We start from the raw sequence: 17,612 nt of genomic DNA on the forward strand, positions 1-17,612 counted from the left end.
TCGCCGGAGTGGACGTGGCCTACGACGACGAGCGCGACCTCGTCGCCGCCGCGGCCGTCGTCCTCGACGCGGCCACGCTGGAGGTGGCCGCGGAGGCGACCGCCGTCGGGCACGTCAGCTTCCCGTACGTGCCCGGGCTGCTGGCCTTCCGCGAACTGCCGACCGTACTGGCCGCCCTCGACGCCCTCACCGTCGTCCCGGACCTCGTCGTCTGCGACGGCTACGGCCTCGCCCACCCGCGCGGCTTCGGCCTCGCCTGCCACCTCGGGGTGGTCACCGGGCTCCCCAGCATGGGCGTCGCGAAGAACCCGTTCACCTTCACGTACGAGGAACCGGGCGGCCGGCGCGGCGACGCCTCCCCGCTGCTGGCGCCCGACGGCGCCGTCGTCGGCCGGGCGCTGCGCACCCAGGACGGGATCAAGCCGGTGTACGTGTCCGTGGGCCACCGCATCTCGCTGGAGGGCGCCTGCGCCCACGCCCTCGCGCTGAGCCCCCGCTTCCGGATCCCCGAGACCACCCGGCACGCGGACTCCCTCTGCCGCCGGGCCCTGCGCGAGGCCTCCTGAGCGCCGCCGCGCGAGGGCCCCGGCGAGGGCTCCGGCGGGGGCTCCGGCGGGAGTCGGCGGGAGTCAGCGGGCGTCGGCCACGCGGAAGCGCAGGCCCGCCTTGCGGAGCCGGTCCAGCAGGGCGTCGCCCATGGCCACCGCCGTGGTGAGCTGCCCGGCACGCTCCGGCAGGGCGTCCCGGGCCAGGCACAGCGCGGACTCCGCCAGCATCTTCGCCGTCTCCCCGTAGCCCGGGTCACCGCCCGACACCTCGGTGAACACCCGCCGCCCGCCGCCCTCGCCGACGAAGCGGAGCGTGAACCAGCTACGCGCGCGGCGCTCCGCGTCGGGGCCGCTGCCCGGCTCCCAGCGGGCCATCAGCCACCGCCGGGCCGCCGGGACCTGCGCCAGGGCCGCCGTCACGCCCATGGCGGCCGTCCCGCCGAGGGCCACCGGGAGGCGGCGCACCGAGGCGTAGTGCCGGTAGCGGAAGTCCGGCCCGTACCGGTCCAGCGCGGCCGCCGACCGGGCCACGACCGCCGGGTCCAGGGTGGGCAGCGGCAGTGCCCAGGTCCCGGTCTCCCGGCTGAAGCGCGGCGGCCCCACGGGTCCCCGTACGCGACGGCCCGGCACCCGGGGCTCGTGCAGCCGGCGGGCGTGCGCGGCGGCCAGGGTCTGCGGGCCGCGGCCGATCGCGGTGAGCGCGGAGGCGAGCGTCCCGCCGGAGAAGAGGGCGTTGGAGCGGACGAACCCGTCCACGCGCAGCGGCACCCCGGCGGGCAGCCGGCTCACGGTGAAGTACGCCCCGAGGTCGGCCGGGACGGAGTCGAACCCGCAGGCGTGCACCAGCCGCGCCCCCGTCTCCCGGGCCCGCGCGTCGTGCGCGACGTACATCCGGTCGACGAACTCCGGCTCCCCGGTGAGGTCCACGTAGTCGGTGCCCTCCTCGGCGCAGGCCGCGACCAGCTCGGCCCCGTACCAGACGTAGGGCCCCACGGTGGTGGCCAGCACCCGGGTGGCGGCGGCCAGCTCGCGCACGGCTGCGGTGTCCGCGGCGTCGGCCCGCAGCAGCGGCAGGTCCGCGCAGGCGGGGTGCAGGGCGGCCAGCCGTTCGCGCAGCCGCTCCAGCTTGCCGGGGTCGCGGCCGGCCAGCGCCCACCGCAGCCCGGCCGGGGCGTGCTCGGCGAGGTACTCGGCGGTGAGCGCGCCGACGAACCCGGTGGCGCCGAAGAGTACGACGTCGTAGGTCCGTGGCGGACTGCCGTGCCGGACGTGCTCGTTCATGGACCGCTCCTCCCAGCTGGTGTCGGTGGCTGAGGCTAGCGTGGGAGTCGGCTGTCCGTACGAGCGGGTGTGACCGGCGGTAAGCGGGAGGCGTCGATGAAGGCTGCGGTGCGCAAGTGGGAGACGGTACGGGAGTTCGCGCTGGGGCTGCCCGAAGCCGTCGAGGAGTTCCCCTGGGGGCCCGAGGACTGCGTGGTCAAGGTCAACAAGAAGATCTTCGCCTTCCTGGGCAACACGGACGGGCACCAGCCGCCGGGCATCTCCGTCAAGCTCAAGGACGAGGCGCTGCACGGCCACGCGATGACCGCACCCGGGGCCGAGCCCACCGGCTACGGCCTGGGCAGAGCCGGCTGGGTGTCGGTGCCGCTGGGGGAGAAGGGGGCTCCGTCGGCGGAGGTGCTGTGCGAGTGGGTGGAGGAGAGCTACCGGACCGTCGCGCTCAAGAGGCACCTCAAGGAGCTCGACGCCCGCACCGGGCCGATCCCGCCAAACGGCTAAGCGCTTGCTCTTGTGCTGAGTGGAACGCGTTCCTAGCATCACTGGTGTTACATCGGTTGTGTCACACGCATGCCCAGGCGCATGCACACTCGCACACCAGGATGCTGGGGGCTCGATGGCAGTGACAGCAGGCCCGCTCGCGGGAGTACGCGTCGTCGAACTGGCGGGCATCGGTCCGGGGCCGTTCGCCGCGATGCTCCTCGCCGACCTCGGCGCGGACGTGGTGCGCGTGGACCGGCCGGGCGGCGGAGGGCTCGCGATCGACCCGGCCTACGACGTCACCAACCGGGGCAAGCGCTCCGTCCTGGTCGACCTCAAGTCCGACGGGGGGCCCGCCCTGGTGCTGGACCTCGTCGAGCGGGCCGACGTACTGATCGAGGGCTTCCGCCCCGGGGTCGCCGAGCGGCTCGGCGTCGGCCCGGCCGACTGCCACGCGCGCAACCCGCGGCTGGTCTACGGCCGGATGACCGGGTGGGGCCAGGAAGGCCCCCTCTCCCACACCGCCGGGCACGACATCGCGTACATCGCCGTGACCGGGGCGCTCGGCATGATCGGCGACCCGGACGGACCCCCGGCGGTTCCGGCCAACCTGGTCGGCGACTACGCGGGCGGCTCCCTCTACCTCGTCATCGGCGTCCTCGCCGCCCTCCAGCACGCCCGCACCCCCGGCGGCCGCGGGCAGGTCGTGGACGCCGCGATCGTCGACGGCACCGCCCACCTCACCGCCATGATCCACGGCATGGTCGCGGCCGGCGGCTGGCAGGACCGGCGCGGGGCCAACCTCCTCGACGGCGGCTGCCCCTTCTACGGCACCTACGAGACCTCCGACGGCCAGTACATGGCGGTGGGCGCGCTGGAGCAGCAGTTCTACGACACCTTCGTGGAGCTCCTCGGCATCAAGGACCGGGCCCCCGCCCGCAAGGACCTGGCCCGCTGGGGCGAACTGCGCGAGGCGGTCGCCGCGCGCTTCAAGTCCCGTACCCGCGCCGAGTGGACGGAGGTCTTCGAGGGCACCGACGCCTGCGTGGCCCCCGTCCTCTCCCTGCGCGAGGCCCCGCACCACCCGCACCTCGCCGCCCGCTCCACCTTCACCGACTTCGGCGGGATCACCCAGCCCGCCCCCGCACCCCGCTTCTCCGCGACACCGGCCGCCGTCACCAGCGGTCCCGCGATGCCGGGCGCCGGCACCGCATCCGTGGCCCGCGACTGGGACGTGCCGGGCCTGACCGGGAAGGGCGGGGACGCCTGATGGAACTGTCCATGCTGCTCGACTACGCGGGCGACCCGCGCAAGGCCGCCGACGAGGCCGCGGCGCTGGAAGCCGCCGGGCTCGACGCCGTGTGGGTGGCCGAGGCCTGGGGCTTCGACTCGCCGACGATCATGGGCTACCTGGCGGCCCGGACCGAGCGGATGAAGATCGGCTCGGCCATCCTCAACGTCTACTCCCGCACCCCGGCCCTCATCGCCCAGACCGCCGCCGGACTGGACGCCGTCTCGGGCGGCCGGGCCCTGCTCGGCCTCGGCGCGTCCGGGCCGCAGGTGGTGGAGGGCTGGCACGGGAAGCCGTACGACAAGCCGCTCGGCCGCACCCGCGAGACCGTCGAGCTGTGCCGGCGGATCTGGCGCCGCGAGACCATCGACCACCACGGCATCACCGACATGCCGCTGCCGCCCGGGAAGGGCGGCCGGCACGGCAAACCGCTGAAGATCCTGACCCGGCCGGTGCGCGACCGGATTCCCGTCTACGTCGCCTCCCTCGGCCCGGCCAACGTCGCGCTGACCGCCGAGATCGCCGACGGCTGGCTGCCCACCCTCTTCCTCCCCGAGAAGGCCGGACAGGTGTGGGGCAGCGCCCTCGCCGAGGGCGCGGCCAAGCGCGCGCCGGAGCTCGGCCCGCTGCGGACCGTCGCGGGCGGCCTGCTGGCCATCGGCGAGGACGCGGCCGCCGTACGGGACCTCGCGCGCCCGCAGATCGCCCTGTACGTCGGCGGGATGGGCGCTCCCGGGAAGAACTTCTACAACGACCTCGCCGTCGCCTACGGGTACGGCGAGGAGGCCCGCAGGATCCAGGAGCTGTACCTGTCCGGGCGCAAGCGCGACGCCGCGGCCGCCGTCCCGGACGAGTTCTGCGAACTCATGACCCTGTGCGGGCCCGAGGGGTACGTGCGCGAGCGCGTCGAGGCCTTCCGGGAGGCGGGCGTCACCATGCTCAACGTCACGCCCGTCGGCCCCGAGCCGGCCCGGCTGATCGAAACCGTCAAGAGCTGGCTGTAGGGGGACCGACCGATGCAACGCCGCATCTTCGACGCCGACCACGAGGCGTTCCGCGAGACCGTCCGCACCTTCCTGAACAAGGAGGTGCTGCCGCACTACGAGCAGTGGGAGAAGGACGGCATCGTCAGCCGCGAGGCCTGGCGGGCCGCGGGCCGCCAGGGCCTGCTGGGCCTGGCCGTGCCCGAGGAGTACGGGGGCGGCGGCAACACCGACTTCCGCTACGCGGCCGTGATCGCGGAGGAGTTCACCCGCGCCGGGGCCCCCGGCCTCGCCATCGGCCTGCACAACGACATCATCGGGCCGTACCTGACCTCGCTGGCCACCGAGGAGCAGAAGCGCCGCTGGCTGCCCGGATTCTGCTCCGGCGAGACCATCACCGCCATCGCGATGACGGAGCCGGGCGCCGGCTCCGACCTCCAGGGGATCCGTACCACCGCCGAGGACCGGGGCGACCACTGGCTGCTCAACGGCTCCAAGACCTTCATCTCCAACGGCATCCTCGCCGACCTGGTGATCGTGGTCGCCAAGACCACCCCCGAGGGCGGTGCCCACGGGCTGTCCCTGCTGGTCGTCGAGCGCGGCACGGAGGGCTTCGAGCGCGGCCGCAACCTCGACAAGATCGGCCAGAAGGCCCAGGACACCGCCGAACTGTTCTTCCACGACGTACGCGTCCCCAAGGAGAACCTGCTCGGCGAACCGAACGGCGCCTTCGTCCACCTGATGACCAACCTCGCGCAGGAGCGGATGGGCATCGCCATGGCCGCCATCGCCGCCGCCGAACACCTGCTGGAGATCACCACCCAGTACGTGAAGGAGCGCGAGGCCTTCGGCAGGCCGCTCTCCAAGCTCCAGCACATCCGCTTCGAGATAGCGGAGATGGCCACCGAGTGCGCGGTCACCCGTACCTTCCTCGACCGCTGCATCACCGACCACACGGCCGGCGAACTGGACCACGTCCACGCCTCGATGGCCAAGTGGTGGGCCACCGAACTCCAAAAGCGCGTCGCCGACCGCTGCCTGCAACTGCACGGCGGATACGGCTACATGACGGAATACCGGGTCGCCCGTGCCTTCACCGACGGCCGCATCCAGACCATCTACGGCGGCACGACCGAGATCATGAAAGAGATCATCGGCCGTTCCCTCCTCGGCTGACGCCGGACCTTCAGAAAGGCTTGACCAGTGAGCACCGAAGCGTACGTCTACGACGCGATCCGCACGCCGCGCGGCCGCGGCAAGGCCAACGGAGCCCTGCACGGCACCAAGCCGATCGACCTGGTCGTCGGCCTCATCCACGCCCTGCGCGAGCGCAACCCCGGCCTGGACCCGGCCACCATCGACGACATCGTCCTCGGCGTCGTCGGCCCGGTCGGCGACCAGGGCTCCGACATCGCCCGCATCGCCGCCATCGCCGCCGGACTCCCCGACACCGTGGCGGGCGTCCAGGAGAACCGCTTCTGTGCCTCCGGCCTGGAGGCCGTCAACATGGCCGCCGCCAAGGTCCGCTCCGGCTGGGAGGACCTGGTCCTGGCCGGCGGCGTGGAATCGATGTCCCGGGTCCCGATGGCCTCCGACGGCGGCGCCTGGTTCGCCGACCCGATGACCAACTGGGACACCGGCTTCGTCCCGCAGGGCATCGGCGCCGACCTGATCGCCACCATCGAGGGCTTCTCCCGCCGCGACGTCGACGAGTACGCCGCCCTCTCCCAGGAGCGCGCCGCGACCGCGATCAAGGACGGCCGCTTCGCGCGGTCCGTCGTCCCGGTCACCGACCGCAACGGCCTGGTCGTCCTGGACCACGAGGAGTTCGTCCGCCCCGGCACCACCGCCGACACCCTCGCGAAGCTCAAGCCCTCCTTCGCCGACATCGGCGACCTCGGCGGCTTCGACGCCGTCGCCCTGCAGAAGTACCACTGGGTCGAGAAGATCGACCACGTCCACCACGCCGGCAACTCCTCCGGCATCGTCGACGGCGCCTCGCTCGTCGCGATCGGCACCCGCGAGGCGGGCGAACGGGGCGGCCTGCGCCCCCGCGCCCGGATCGTCTCGGCCGCCGTCTCCGGCTCCGAGCCCACCATCATGCTCACCGGCCCCGCCCCGGCCACCCGCAAGGCCCTCGCCAAGGCCGGGCTGACCATCGACGACATCGACCTCATCGAGATGAACGAGGCCTTCGCCGGCGTCGTCCTGCGCTTCGTCAAGGACATGGGCGTCTCCCTCGACAAGGTCAACGTCAACGGCGGCGCCATCGCGCTAGGCCACCCGCTCGGCGCCACGGGCGCGATGCTGCTCGGCACCGTCATCGACGAACTGGAGCGCCAGGACAAGCGCTACGGCCTCGTCACCCTCTGCGTCGGCGGCGGCATGGGCGTCGCCACCATCGTCGAACGCGTCTGATCCGTCCTGATCCCCTGATCCCTCCTCTCACACGGAAGTAGCGAACATGAGCGAGTCCACCACGATCCGCTGGGAACAGGACGAGACCGGCGTCGTCACCCTGGTCCTCGACGACCCCGGCCAGTCCGCCAACACGATGAACCAGGCCTTCAAGGACTCCATCGCGGCGGTCGCCGACCGCGCCGAGGCCGAGAAGGACTCCATCCGCGGCATCATCTACACCTCCGCCAAGAAGACCTTCTTCGCGGGCGGCGACCTCAAGGACATGATCCGGCTGCGCCCCGAGGACGCGGGCCTCGCCTTCGAGACCGGCACCGCCATCAAGCGCTCGCTGCGCCGCATCGAGACCCTCGGCAAGCCGGTCGTCGCCGCCATCAACGGCGCGGCCCTCGGCGGCGGTTACGAGATCTGCCTCGCCTCCCACCACCGGATCGCCCTCGACGCCCCCGGCTCGAAGATCGGCCTGCCCGAGGTCACCCTCGGCCTGCTCCCGGCCGGCGGCGGCGTCACCCGTACCGTGCGCCTCATGGGCATCGCCGACGCGCTGCTCAAGGTCCTGCTCCAGGGCACCCAGTACAACCCGCAGCGCGCCCTGGACAACGGCCTGGTGCACGAACTGGCCGCCACCCCCGAGGAGATGCTCGCCAAGGCGCGCGCCTTCATCGACGCGAACCCGGAGTCCAAGCAGCCCTGGGACGTCCCCGGCTACAAGATCCCGGGCGGTACGCCGTCCAACCCGCGCTTCGCCGCCAACCTCCCGGCCTTCCCGGCCAACCTCAAGAAGCAGCTGAACGGGGCCCCGTACCCGGCGCCCCGCAACATCCTGGCCTGCGCCGTCGAGGGCGCCCAGGTGGACTTCGAGACCGCGCTGACCATCGAGGCCCGGTACTTCACCGAGCTGGTCACCGGCCAGACCGCCAAGAACATGATCCAGGCGTTCTTCTTCGACCTCCAGGCCGTCAATGCCGGCCGCAGCCGCCCGCAGGGCGTCGAGCCCCGCAAGGTCAGGAAGGTCGCCGTCCTCGGCGCCGGGATGATGGGCGCGGGCATCGCGTACTCCTGCGCCCGCGCGGGCATCGAGGTGGTGCTGAAGGACGTCACCGCCGAGGCCGCCGCGAAGGGCAAGGCGTACTCCGAGAAGCTGCTCGACAAGGCCGTCTCCCGAGGCCGTACGACCGAGTCCCAGCGCGACGAGCTGCTGGCCCGGATCACCCCGACCGCCGACGCCGCCGACCTGGCGGGCTGCGACGCCGTCATCGAGGCCGTCTTCGAGGACACCGCCCTCAAGCACAAGGTGTTCCAGGAGATCCAGGACGTCATCTCCCCCGACGCACTGCTCTGCTCCAACACCTCCACCCTGCCGATCTCCGGCCTCGCGGAGGGCGTGAAGCGCCCCGCCGACTTCATCGGCCTGCACTTCTTCTCGCCCGTCGACAAGATGCCGCTCGTCGAGATCATCAAGGGCGGGCGCACCGGCGACGAGGCCATCGCCCGCGCCTTCGACCTGGTCCGCCAGATCAACAAGACCCCGATCGTGGTCAACGACTCGCGCGGGTTCTTCACCTCGCGCGTCATCGGCCAGTTCATCAACGAGGGCGTGGCCATGGTCGGCGAGGGCATCGAGCCCGCCTCGGTCGAGCAGGCCGCCGCCCAGGCCGGATACCCGGCCAAGGTGCTCTCGCTGATGGACGAGCTCACCCTCACCCTCCCGCGCAAGATCCGCAACGAGACCCGCAAGGCCTTCGAGGCCGAGGGCCGGGCGTGGGCCGAGCACCCCGCCGACGGCGTCATCGACCGGATGGTGGACGAGTTCGGCCGCCCCGGCCGCAGCGGCGGCGCCGGCTTCTACGAGTACGACGAGGCGGGCAAGCGCACCCGCATCTGGCCCGGCCTGCGCGAGCACTTCGCCAAGCCGGACGCGCGGATCCCCTTCGAGGACATGAAGGAGCGGATGCTCTTCTCCGAGGCCCTGGACACCGTCCGCTGCCTCGACGAGGGCGTGCTCACCTCGATCGCCGACGCCAACATCGGCTCCATCATGGGCATCGGTTTCCCGGCCTGGACCGGCGGCGTGATCCAGTACATCAACGGCTACGAGGGCGGTCTGCCGGGCTTCGTCGCCCGCGCCCGCGAGCTGGCCGCCACGTACGGCGAGCGCTTCACCCCGCCCGCCTCTCTCGTGGCCAAGGCCGAACGGGGCGAGAGCTACGCCGACTGAGCGCGGGCGCTCCCCACGCCCGCCCCGGGCCCGCGCGCGAGCGGGCCCGGGACGGGCGTACCGGCCGTCCCACGGCCGTGCCGGTGTGGCGTCCTGAGCCGCACCGGCGCCGTCTCAGTGCCCGGCGGCGCGCAACGCGGCGAACACCCCGCGCCGAGCGGCGCCGTCCGGGTCGGTCCACCCGGCCAGCACCCGTCCCGGCAGCCCGTCGCCGTCGGCGGCGGGACCTGGGCGCAGCACCCGCGACAGGACGAGGTCGAAGAGCGGTCCCGGTCCGTCGGCCGGGCCCACTGCGATGACGGTGGCGTCGGCGGTGTCGGACACCTTCCCGGTACCGGCCAGGGGCGCGGGTACGTCCGCCCGTACGGCGCGGACCTCCACCGTCGGGTCGGGGGTGTTGCTCTCGCTCTGCGCCTGGGCCGTGGCGCGGCCGGCCAGCAGCGCCAGCAACTGCTCCACCAGGACCGGGTCGTGCAGGCTGTCGTAGACCCAGCGCGTGCCCAGCACCCCGTGCTCCATGGTGCCGATCAGTCCTTCCCCGGCGCCGTCCAGCGGGGCCCCGCGGTAGGTGAGCGGGACCAGGTGGGCGACGGGCTCGTCCCCGGAGGTGTCGGTGACCACCATGAACTCGATGCCCACCTCGCCCTCGGGGTCGTCGAGCCGGAAACCGCCCGCCCTGGTGAGCGCAGGGGCGTCCTTCGTGCCCCGGTACCAGGGCCTGGAGGGGAGCCACTCGGCGAGGAGTTCGAGTTTGGTCGGGGACAGTGTGGTGCGGTGGATGACAGCCATGCCGGTGAACCTACTCGCCCTCCGGGACGAACGCCGCCCGCAATTCGGCCTTCAGCGAGCGCTGGAAGGCCGTCACCAGCGCCTGCACCACCATCGGCTGCATGTGCGCCGACAGCGCCTTCATCGACTCCACCCGCTCCGGATCGCTCTCGCCCTCCGTGAAGGGCCCCCACACCTCGTCCCGGAACAGCGCCGTCAGCTCGTGCGCCGCCGTCCGGGCGTGCTCCAGGAGCACCGTGCGGGCCGCGAGGATCGTCTCGTGCGCGATCGGTACGTCGAGCAGCGCGACCCCGAGCCGCAGCAGCCCCACGTCCATCCGGAAGCCGTCCCCCGCCTCCGCGAGCACGTTCATCGCGGCGAGCCTGCGCAGGTCGGTGTCCGACAGGCTCCGCCCGGCCCGCTTCTCCAGCTCCGCCCGCGACACCTCCCGCGCCGCGTCCGGGGCCCAGGTGGCCACCAGCGCCCGGTGGATCGCCAGATCGTGCGCGCTCAGGTCGTCGGGGAGCGCGTCCAGGTAGCGCTGGATCGCCGACAGGGTCATGCCCTGGTGCTGCAACTCCTCGATGAGCGCCAGCCGGGACTCGTGCTCCGGGCCGTAGTGGCCCACCCGACGGGGTCCGATCACGGGAGGGGGCAAAAGCCCGCGCGTGCTGTAGAACCGTACGGTGCGAACGGTGACACCGGCCTTGGCGGCCAGCTCGTCCACGGTGAGCATCGGCTCGGTCGCCCGGTCGGCCATCGTCCGCTCCTCGCTCTCTCTGCTCCACAGCTTGGGTTCAACAGTATTGCTGTCGCACCAACGATGTGAAACGGCCAGGAGCTGCCCATGACCACGAACCTGCGACTGCCCGGACGACCCGAAGAGCTCACCCTGCCCGCCCTGCTGGTCCGCAACGCCGCCGAACACGGCGAGCTGCCCGCCCTCTCCTGGCGCGAGGGGGAGGAGGACGGCTGGCGGACCCTCACCTGGAGCGAGGTCCGCCGCAAGGTCGCCGTCCTCGCCGCGGGCTACGCCGCCCTCGGCGTCGAGCGCGGCGAGCACGTCCTGATGATGATGGGCAACCGGCCCGAGCACTGGCTCAGCGACCTGGCCCTCGTCCACCTCGGCGCCGTCCCCGTCACCGTGTACGGAACCTCCGCGCCCGAGCAGATCGCCCACATAGCCCGCCACAGCCGGGCCCGGCTGGCCGTCGTCGAGGGGGCCCGCGAACTGGCCCGGTGGGAACCGCTGCTGGAGGATCCCGGCGTGCCCCTGGAGCGGCTCGTGGTCGCCGAGGCCGCCGAGGCGGGGGCGCACTCCACCTACGGCTCCCTCTGCGCGAGCGGCGCCCGGCTGCACCGCGCCGAGGACTTCGAGAAGGGCTGGCGCGAGGCCCGCCCCGAGGACGCCCTGACGGTCGTCTACACCTCGGGCACCACCGGCGACCCCAAGGGGGTCCGGCTCACCCACCGCAACCTGATGCTCCAGTCGGTCCGGCTCGACCGGAACACCGAGCTGCCCGAGCACGCCGAGCACGTCTGCTACCTGCCCTTCGCGCACATCGCCGAGCGGATCCTCGGCATCTACCTGCCCCTGCTGCGGGCGGCCCACGTCCGGCTGGTCGCGGACCCCACCGCCGTGGCGGGCGCGGTCCGCGAGCTGCGCCCCGTGCAGTTCTTCGGCGTGCCCCGGGTCTGGGAGAAGCTGGCCGCGGCCGTCAAGGCCGTCGTCGCCCGGCTGCCCGAGGAACAGCGGCGGGCCATCGAGGAGGCGGGCGGCCTGGCCCGCGCCCGGGCCGGGCACCGGGAGCGGGGCGAGGAGGTGCCGGCCGCGCTCGAAGCCTCGTACGCCCGCGTCAAGGAGCGGGTGCTGGATCCACTGCTGGAGCGGGCCGGGCTGGACCGGCTCGTCTGGACGGGCAGCGCCACCGCGCCGATGCCGATCGACGTGGTCCGCTTCTGGGCGGGCTGGGGGATCACCATCATGGACGCGTGGGGGCTGACCGAGACCTCCGGCGTGTGCACCGTCAACAGCCCCGACGGGTTCCGGCTGGGCTCGGTGGGCCGCCCGATCGAGGGGCTGGAGCTGCGGATCGCCGGGGACGGGGAGGTCCTCACGCGCGGGGCCACCGTCTTCGACGGCTACCTGCGGCCCGACGGGACGGTGGAGAGCGCCCGTGACGCCGAGGGCTGGTTCCCCACCGGGGACGTGGGCCGGATCGACGGGGACGGCTTCCTGTGGATCACCGACCGCAAGAAGGAACTGATCATCACCTCGAACGGCAAGAACGTCTCCCCGGCCCTGGTGGAGAACACCGTCAAGGAACACCCGCTGATCGGCCAGGCCCTGGTGCACGGCGACGGCCGCTCCTACCTGGTCGCCCTGCTGGTCCTGGACGCCGAACTGGCCCCCGCGTGGGCGGCCGCCCGGGGGATCGAGGCCGCTTCCCCGGCCGAGCTCGCCGAGCATCCGGCCGTCCTGGAGGAGACGGCCCGTGCCGTGGCCGCGGCCAACGCCCGGCTCAACCGCACCGAGCAGATCAAGCGCTACCGGCTGCTCGCCGAGGAATGGGGCCCGCAGACCGGCGAACTCACCCCCTCGCTGAAACTGCGCCGCCGGGTGGTCCGGGAGAAGTACGGCTCCCTGATCGAGGAACTCTACGCAGCGGCCCCGTAGCCGCCCGGTCCGGGTGCGCGCCGTGGCGGCGGCGGGCACCCGGACCGGAGGCCGTTCTCAGGACCCGATCAGCGGGTAGTGGTCCGAGAGGTTGGTGTAGGTGTAGGAGGTGCCCCAGCTGGAGACCGTCCAGGGCGCCGACTGCTCCTTGACGACGTTGTTGTTCCAGTTCGCCGGGCGGGCGTTGCCCTTGCGGTACAGGACGTAGTCCAGGTCCTCGCGGGGGTCCGTCGGGTAGCGGTAGTTCGCGATCGAGTTGAGCGCCGTGTCGAACGAGTACGGGTGGCCCGTGCGGGTGTCGGAGGGGGCCAGGTCGGCGTCCGCCAGCATGGAGGCGTACTCCGGGGTGCGGGAGTCGACGTTCATGTCGCCCGCCACGATGACCTGCTCGCCCGCCGGGATGTTCTTCCCGTCCAGGAACGCGTCGATCGCCTTGAACTGGCGGCTGCGCATCTGCGCCGCCTCGCCGGCGCCGCAGCCCGGGTCGGTGGACTGGGCGTGGGTGCCCACGACGTGGACCCGGGCGCCGTTCACGTTCAGCACGACGTAGGCGAAGCCCTTGTTGGACCACCAGTCGGCGCCGCAGGCGTCCTTGTAGACCACCTGCTCCTTGCGGACGATCGGCCACTTGCTCAGGATCGTGACGCCGCCGTCCTCCGGGGTGGTGGAGGAGTAGGCGCCGCCGGTCGCGTCCCAGCCGCTCGTGCTGCGGCCCACGATCGGGGTCTGGTACGGGTACTTCGCGGCCGAGTTGGCCTTCAGCGCGTCCGAGGCGCCGTTGTCGAAGGCCTCCTGGAGCACGACCACGTCGTGGCCCTGGTAGAAGGACGCCTTGGGGATCTCCGCGGCCCGGTGGTCCTGGCCCCAGTTCGGGTACAGGTTCTTGCTCATCAGGAACGTGTTGTACGTCAGGACGCTGAGCCGCGGCGCGGCGCTGCCGGCGCTCTCCGCGGCCGTGGCGGCGGGCGCGGCGGCGACGGCCAGGGTTCCCGCGGCGATCGCCGCGACGGCCGTGGCGGCGGCGCGGCCCGGACGGTGCGAGGTGTGCAGCATTGAGGGTCTCCATCATTCCTGCGGGGGAAGATCGACGCCGTCATCCAAGCAGCCACGGTTACTTCGGGGTAACACCCGTGACAAGACTTTCTGTCCGGATCACGACAACGTGGGGGAGGCCCGTCCGCAGGGTCCCGGGACGCGGTGCGCGGCGCCCGGCGGCGATACTGGAAGGACCCCGACGCGCGTCGGGAAAGGACCGGGGGAGCACGGATGAGCACGGGTGCGGGCACGAACACGAACGCGGAGAGGGCGGCCACGGTCCGCGGCCGCGACCCCGAGCCGCCCCCGCCCGGCGGGGTGCTGTGGACCACCGCCGGGGACATCCGGTCCCTGCTGACGCTGCCCGCCGCCTTCACCCTCCAGGTCGCCCACCCGGCCGTCGGCGCCGGGGTCGACCAGTACTCCGTCTTCCGCACCGACCCCTGGGGACGCGGCGAACGCTCCCTGCGCTCGGTCCTGCTCTGGGTCTACGGCGGGGCCGACGCCGCCGAGGAGGGCCGCCGGGTGCGCCGCCTGCACAAGGAGATCCAGGGCACCGACACCCGGGGCCGGCGCTACCACTCCCTCGACCCGGCCTGCTACGCGTGGGTGCACGCCACCGGGTTCCCCGTCGCCCTGTACTCCGGGCGGTACCTGTTCCGCCGCATCACCCCCGCCCAGGAACGGCAGCTGTACCGCGAATGGCTCCAGGTGGGCCGGATCCTCGGGCTCCGCGACCGGGACATGCCGCAGACCGTCGAGGAGTTCTGGCCCTACTACCACCGGATGCTGGCCGAGGAGATCGAGCCGACCAAGGTCGCCCGCGAACTGCTCGCCACCGACACGGACCTGCCCCGCCCCGACGCCGCCTCCCCGGCCGTCCGGCTGCTGCTGCGGCTGACCTGGCCGCTGCTGCGCACCGCCTTCCTGCGCTTCCGGGCCTTCCTCACCGTCGGGTACCTGCCGCCCGACGCGCGGGCCGCCATCGGCCTGGAGTGGACCCCCGCGCAGGAGCGCAGGCTCCGGCGGTTCAGTACGGCCGCGCGGATCCTCGTACCGCTGCTGCCCGAGCGGCTGCGCTACCTGCCGCTCGCCCGCGCCGCCCGGGCACGCCGACGCGCCGGCACCCGCTGAGGGGTACCGGCGCGCGGGTCCGCGTACGGGCGCGGATCAGTGCTCGTGGAGGGAGTTCGTCGCGGCGATCTTCTTCCAGGACTTCGGCTCCGCGGCCGGCTTGGCCGGGGCCTGGGAGCGGGCTCCCTGGGTCTTGGCGGCGGCCGGCGGGCCGAACGCGGGCTTGCCCGGGGTGTACAGCCAGGTCTCGAAGAGCTGCGCGAGCGGCTTGCCCGAGATCTTCTCCGCGTACCGGACGAAGTCCCCGACCTTGGCGTTGCCGTAGGCCCGCTCGGTCGGCCAGCCCTTGAGGATCGCGAAGAACTTCTCGTCGCCGATCTCGTTGCGGAGCGCCTGGATCGCGATGGCGCCGCGGTCGTAGACGGCCCCGTGGAACTGGTTCTCCGCACCCGGGTCACCCGGCTTGACCTGCCAGAACGGGTCCTCGGCGGGACGGGAGGCGTACGTCCAGTCGGCGAGCTCCTGCGCGGTGCCCTCGCCTTCCTTCTCCGACCACAGCCACTGGCTGTAGCGGGCGAAGCCCTCGTTGACCCAGATGTCCTTCCAGTTGTCGACGGACACGCTGTCGCCGTACCACTGGTGGGCCAGCTCGTGCACGATCACCGAGACGTTCGCCCCGTTCGCGAACTGCTTCGGGCTGTAGAACGGCCGCGTCTGCGTCTCCAGCGCGAAGCCGGAGGGCACGTTCGGGACGTAACCGCCCAGCGCGTTGAACGGGTACGGGCCGAAGACCCCTTCCAGCCACTCCGCGACCTCGGTGGTCCGCTCGACGCTCGCGCGCGCCGCTCCGGCGTTGTCGCCGAGGTCCTTGCTGTACGCGTTCAGGACGGGAAGGCCGCTCGCCGTCTTGTCGGTGGTGATGTCGAACTTGCCGATCGCGAGGGTGGCCAGGTACGTGGCCTGCGGCTTGTTGGAGCGCCAGTTGTAGCGGGTCCAGCCCAGCTTGGAGCTCTGCGACTGGAGCACGCCGTTGCTGATGGCCTGGGTGCCGTCCGGGACGTTCACCGACACGTCGAAGGTGGCCTTGTCCAGCGGGTGGTCGTTGCTCGGGAACCACCAGGCCGCCGAGTCGGGCTCCTGCGCCGCGATGCCGCCGTCCGGGGTGCGCTGCCAGGCCGACCAGCCGTCGACCTTGAACTCGGAGGGCTTGCCGGCGTACTTCACGACGACGCTGGCCTGCTTGCCCTTCTGGAGCGGCTGGGCCGGGGTGACTTCCAGCTCCGACGTGCCGGAGGCGGCGAACTTCGCCTTGGCCCCGTTGACCCGGACCTCGCTCACCTTCAGGCCGAAGTCCAGGTTGAAGCGCGACAGGTCCTGCTTGGCGGTGGTCAGCAGGGTGGCCGTGCCCTCCAGCAGGTCGGTCTTCGGCTGGTACTGCAGGCGCAGGTCGTAGTGGGAGACGTCGTAGCCGCCGTTCCCGCTGGCCGGGTAGTAGGGGTCGCCGATACCCGGGGCACCCGGACCGGCACTGGCCGCCGACGCCGGGATCACCAGCAGCAGGGAGGCGGCGAGCACGCTCGGGGCGATGACTTTGCGGCGCACGAAGAGCTCCAAGGGGTAGGGGAGACAGATCGGTTCGAGGTCTCGTCGTTCGACCGTATTCACCCCTGGCCACTCACGTCATGTCCATGGCCCCTGCTGTCACACGATCGCCATCCGGCCGCAAGGAATCCGCCCCCAATCGGGCCGGTCTGTTGCAATCCGGACACCACGGAGCCCCCGTCACACCGGTGACCGGGGCTCATCGGCGGTCCGGCCGGGCCCGTACGAGCTGCGGCGACGCCCGGAACGCACCGGGACGCACATTGACCGAATAGCGTCAGCCGCCCCGCTGCCCGCCAACGGCGGTGGGGAGAGCGGGGGTACCCGGCATACTGAGTAGTCGGTAACCTGCGGCGCATGACGCTTCCTCCCCATGCCGCCCGCCGCTGCTGGCACACCGCCATCAATCCCCTGCACTCCACGATCTACTTCTCGCCCGACCTCATCACCGAGTTCGCGGCCCTCGGCGTCACCCACCGGGTCGCCGTCAACCTCGCCAGCCGCTCCGCCGCCCTGGGCGCCGTCGGCCCCGGCACGGTGACCGCCACCTTCTACAACTACCGTCACGACTACGTCGCCGAGCACCTGCCCGCCGTCTGGGACACCATCACCCCCGAGCAGGCCCTCGCCGCCCGGCTGCGCGCCGCCGACACCACCCTGCGCCGCCTCCTCGGCCCCGAGGCCATCGCCTCGCCCGAACTCGCCGAGACCGCCGACCTCGCGATGCGCGCGACCGAGGGCTGCACCCGCTCCGGCCGCACCCTCTACGCCGCCCACGCCGACCTCCCCGTCCCCGAGGAGCCGCACCTGCGCTACTGGCACGCCACCACCCTCCTGCGCGAGCACCGCGGCGACGGCCACGTGGCCGCGCTGCTCCTCACCGGCCTCGACCCCGTGGAGGCCCTGGTCAGCCACGCCGCCACCGGCCGCGGCATGGCCCCGAAGTGGGACAAGGCCATCCGCGGCTGGGAGCAGGCCGACCTCGACGCGGCCACCGACCGGCTCCGCGCCCGCGGGGTCCTCGACGCCGACGGCAAGCTCACCGAGGAGGGCGCCGCCCTGCGCGAGCGGCTGGAGACCGAGACCGACCGCCTCGACGCGGCCCCGTACGAGCACCTCGGCGCGGAAGGCCTCGCCCGGCTCCTGGAACTGGGCGGCGGATTCGTCGGCCAGGCCGTCGCCGCGGGGGCCTTCCCCCGCGACCTCATCGCAAAGGTCTGAGGGGCTCCCGCCGTCCGTC

15 protein-coding genes are annotated in these 17,612 nt (G+C 72.7%); 10 read left to right on the forward strand and 5 right to left on the reverse strand.

All coding sequences use genetic code 11. The features are described from left to right. A partial coding sequence (locus tag ACFV0Q_RS08730; protein WP_385002565.1) for an endonuclease V occupies nt 1–566 on the forward strand: 566 nt, incomplete at its 5' end. 63 nt (nt 567–629) lie between these two features. Here ACFV0Q_RS08730 and ACFV0Q_RS08735 read toward each other — a convergent pair. Further along, nucleotides 630–1,829 (reverse strand): saccharopine dehydrogenase family protein, encoded by a 1,200-nt coding sequence (locus tag ACFV0Q_RS08735; protein WP_385002568.1) that lies wholly within the window; start codon nt 1,827–1,829, stop codon nt 630–632. A gap of 96 nt (nt 1,830–1,925) precedes the next feature. Between ACFV0Q_RS08735 and ACFV0Q_RS08740 the strand changes: the two genes are divergently transcribed. From ACFV0Q_RS08740 to ACFV0Q_RS08765, 6 genes are all read left to right on the forward strand, one after another. After that, a complete protein-coding gene (locus ACFV0Q_RS08740) occupies nt 1,926–2,327 on the forward strand; it encodes an MmcQ/YjbR family DNA-binding protein (protein ID WP_385002571.1) in 402 nt (133 codons plus the stop codon). A 115-nt stretch (nt 2,328–2,442) separates the two neighbouring features. Next, the gene (locus tag ACFV0Q_RS08745) at nt 2,443–3,576 is read left to right on the forward strand and encodes a CaiB/BaiF CoA transferase family protein (protein ID WP_385002573.1); all 1,134 of its coding nucleotides are present in this window, start codon (nt 2,443–2,445) and stop codon (nt 3,574–3,576) included. Further along, nucleotides 3,576–4,601: an LLM class F420-dependent oxidoreductase gene (locus ACFV0Q_RS08750; RefSeq protein WP_385002576.1), complete on the forward strand. Its 1,026-nt coding sequence runs from the start codon at nt 3,576–3,578 to the stop codon at nt 4,599–4,601. The genes ACFV0Q_RS08745 and ACFV0Q_RS08750 overlap by 1 nt, the downstream gene beginning before the upstream one ends. Before the next feature lie 12 nt (nt 4,602–4,613). Further along, on the forward strand, nt 4,614–5,756 hold the full coding sequence (locus ACFV0Q_RS08755; protein WP_385002578.1) for an acyl-CoA dehydrogenase family protein: 1,143 nt from the start codon (nt 4,614–4,616) through the stop codon (nt 5,754–5,756). A gap of 27 nt (nt 5,757–5,783) precedes the next feature. After that, nucleotides 5,784–6,998, forward strand: a complete 1,215-nt coding sequence (locus tag ACFV0Q_RS08760; RefSeq protein WP_385002581.1) for an acetyl-CoA C-acetyltransferase — start codon at nt 5,784–5,786, stop codon at nt 6,996–6,998. A gap of 46 nt (nt 6,999–7,044) precedes the next feature. Then, nucleotides 7,045–9,216 (forward strand): 3-hydroxyacyl-CoA dehydrogenase NAD-binding domain-containing protein, encoded by a 2,172-nt coding sequence (locus ACFV0Q_RS08765; protein WP_385002584.1) that lies wholly within the window; start codon nt 7,045–7,047, stop codon nt 9,214–9,216. A gap of 114 nt (nt 9,217–9,330) precedes the next feature. Here the strand turns inward: ACFV0Q_RS08765 and ACFV0Q_RS08770 are convergent, their stop codons facing one another. Both ACFV0Q_RS08770 and ACFV0Q_RS08775 read right to left on the reverse strand, forming a co-directional pair. Continuing rightward, nucleotides 9,331–10,005, reverse strand: coding sequence for a 1,4-alpha-glucan branching protein (locus ACFV0Q_RS08770; RefSeq protein ID WP_385002587.1), 675 nt, complete (start codon nt 10,003–10,005; stop codon nt 9,331–9,333). 10 nt (nt 10,006–10,015) lie between these two features. Next, nucleotides 10,016–10,744 (reverse strand): MerR family transcriptional regulator, encoded by a 729-nt coding sequence (locus tag ACFV0Q_RS08775; RefSeq protein ID WP_385002590.1) that lies wholly within the window; start codon nt 10,742–10,744, stop codon nt 10,016–10,018. Nucleotides 10,745–10,831: 87 nt separating this feature from the next. On the opposite strand from ACFV0Q_RS08775, the gene ACFV0Q_RS08780 reads away from it, so the two are divergent. Further along, nucleotides 10,832–12,661, forward strand: a complete 1,830-nt coding sequence (locus ACFV0Q_RS08780) for an AMP-dependent synthetase/ligase (protein ID WP_385002593.1) — start codon at nt 10,832–10,834, stop codon at nt 12,659–12,661. A 57-nt stretch (nt 12,662–12,718) separates the two neighbouring features. On the opposite strand, the gene sph is transcribed toward ACFV0Q_RS08780, so the two are convergent. Next, nucleotides 12,719–13,714 carry a sphingomyelin phosphodiesterase gene (sph, locus tag ACFV0Q_RS08785; protein WP_385002596.1) on the reverse strand — a complete coding sequence of 332 codons (996 nt, stop codon included), beginning with the start codon at nt 13,712–13,714 and terminating at the stop codon, nt 12,719–12,721. 213 nt (nt 13,715–13,927) lie between these two features. Between sph and ACFV0Q_RS08790 the strand changes: the two genes are divergently transcribed. Beyond that, nucleotides 13,928–14,830: an oxygenase MpaB family protein gene (locus tag ACFV0Q_RS08790; RefSeq protein WP_385002599.1), complete on the forward strand. Its 903-nt coding sequence runs from the start codon at nt 13,928–13,930 to the stop codon at nt 14,828–14,830. Nucleotides 14,831–14,866: 36 nt separating this feature from the next. Here the strand turns inward: ACFV0Q_RS08790 and ACFV0Q_RS08795 are convergent, their stop codons facing one another. Further along, a complete protein-coding gene (locus tag ACFV0Q_RS08795; RefSeq protein WP_385002602.1) occupies nt 14,867–16,372 on the reverse strand; it encodes a M1 family metallopeptidase in 1,506 nt (501 codons plus the stop codon). A 357-nt stretch (nt 16,373–16,729) separates the two neighbouring features. Here ACFV0Q_RS08795 and ACFV0Q_RS08800 point away from each other — a divergent pair, with 357 nt between their 5' ends. Next, a complete protein-coding gene (locus tag ACFV0Q_RS08800; protein WP_385002604.1) occupies nt 16,730–17,593 on the forward strand; it encodes a hypothetical protein in 864 nt (287 codons plus the stop codon). The last annotated feature ends 19 nt before the right edge of the window (nt 17,594–17,612 follow it).

It is taken from the genome of Streptomyces sp. NPDC059564 (assembly GCF_042735575.1).
In the GTDB taxonomy this organism is placed as follows: domain Bacteria; phylum Actinomycetota; class Actinomycetes; order Streptomycetales; family Streptomycetaceae; genus Streptomyces.

Excerpts from the sequence above, each read along its gene's own strand:
- ACFV0Q_RS08735 (WP_385002568.1), bottom strand. The coding sequence starts at position 1,829 with ATGAACGAGCACGTCCGGCACGGCAGTCCGCCACGGACCTACGACGTC.
- ACFV0Q_RS08740 (WP_385002571.1), top strand. The coding sequence starts at position 1,926 with ATGAAGGCTGCGGTGCGCAAGTGGGAGACGGTACGGGAGTTCGCGCTG.
- ACFV0Q_RS08745 (WP_385002573.1), top strand. The coding sequence starts at position 2,443 with ATGGCAGTGACAGCAGGCCCGCTCGCGGGAGTACGCGTCGTCGAACTG.
- ACFV0Q_RS08750 (WP_385002576.1), top strand. The coding sequence starts at position 3,576 with ATGGAACTGTCCATGCTGCTCGACTACGCGGGCGACCCGCGCAAGGCC.
- ACFV0Q_RS08755 (WP_385002578.1), top strand. The coding sequence starts at position 4,614 with ATGCAACGCCGCATCTTCGACGCCGACCACGAGGCGTTCCGCGAGACC.
- ACFV0Q_RS08765 (WP_385002584.1), top strand. The coding sequence starts at position 7,045 with ATGAGCGAGTCCACCACGATCCGCTGGGAACAGGACGAGACCGGCGTC.
- ACFV0Q_RS08770 (WP_385002587.1), bottom strand. The coding sequence starts at position 10,005 with ATGGCTGTCATCCACCGCACCACACTGTCCCCGACCAAACTCGAACTC.
- ACFV0Q_RS08775 (WP_385002590.1), bottom strand. The coding sequence starts at position 10,744 with ATGGCCGACCGGGCGACCGAGCCGATGCTCACCGTGGACGAGCTGGCC.
- ACFV0Q_RS08780 (WP_385002593.1), top strand. The coding sequence starts at position 10,832 with ATGACCACGAACCTGCGACTGCCCGGACGACCCGAAGAGCTCACCCTG.
- sph (WP_385002596.1), bottom strand. The coding sequence starts at position 13,714 with ATGCTGCACACCTCGCACCGTCCGGGCCGCGCCGCCGCCACGGCCGTC.
- ACFV0Q_RS08790 (WP_385002599.1), top strand. The coding sequence starts at position 13,928 with ATGAGCACGGGTGCGGGCACGAACACGAACGCGGAGAGGGCGGCCACG.
- ACFV0Q_RS08800 (WP_385002604.1), top strand. The coding sequence starts at position 16,730 with ATGACGCTTCCTCCCCATGCCGCCCGCCGCTGCTGGCACACCGCCATC.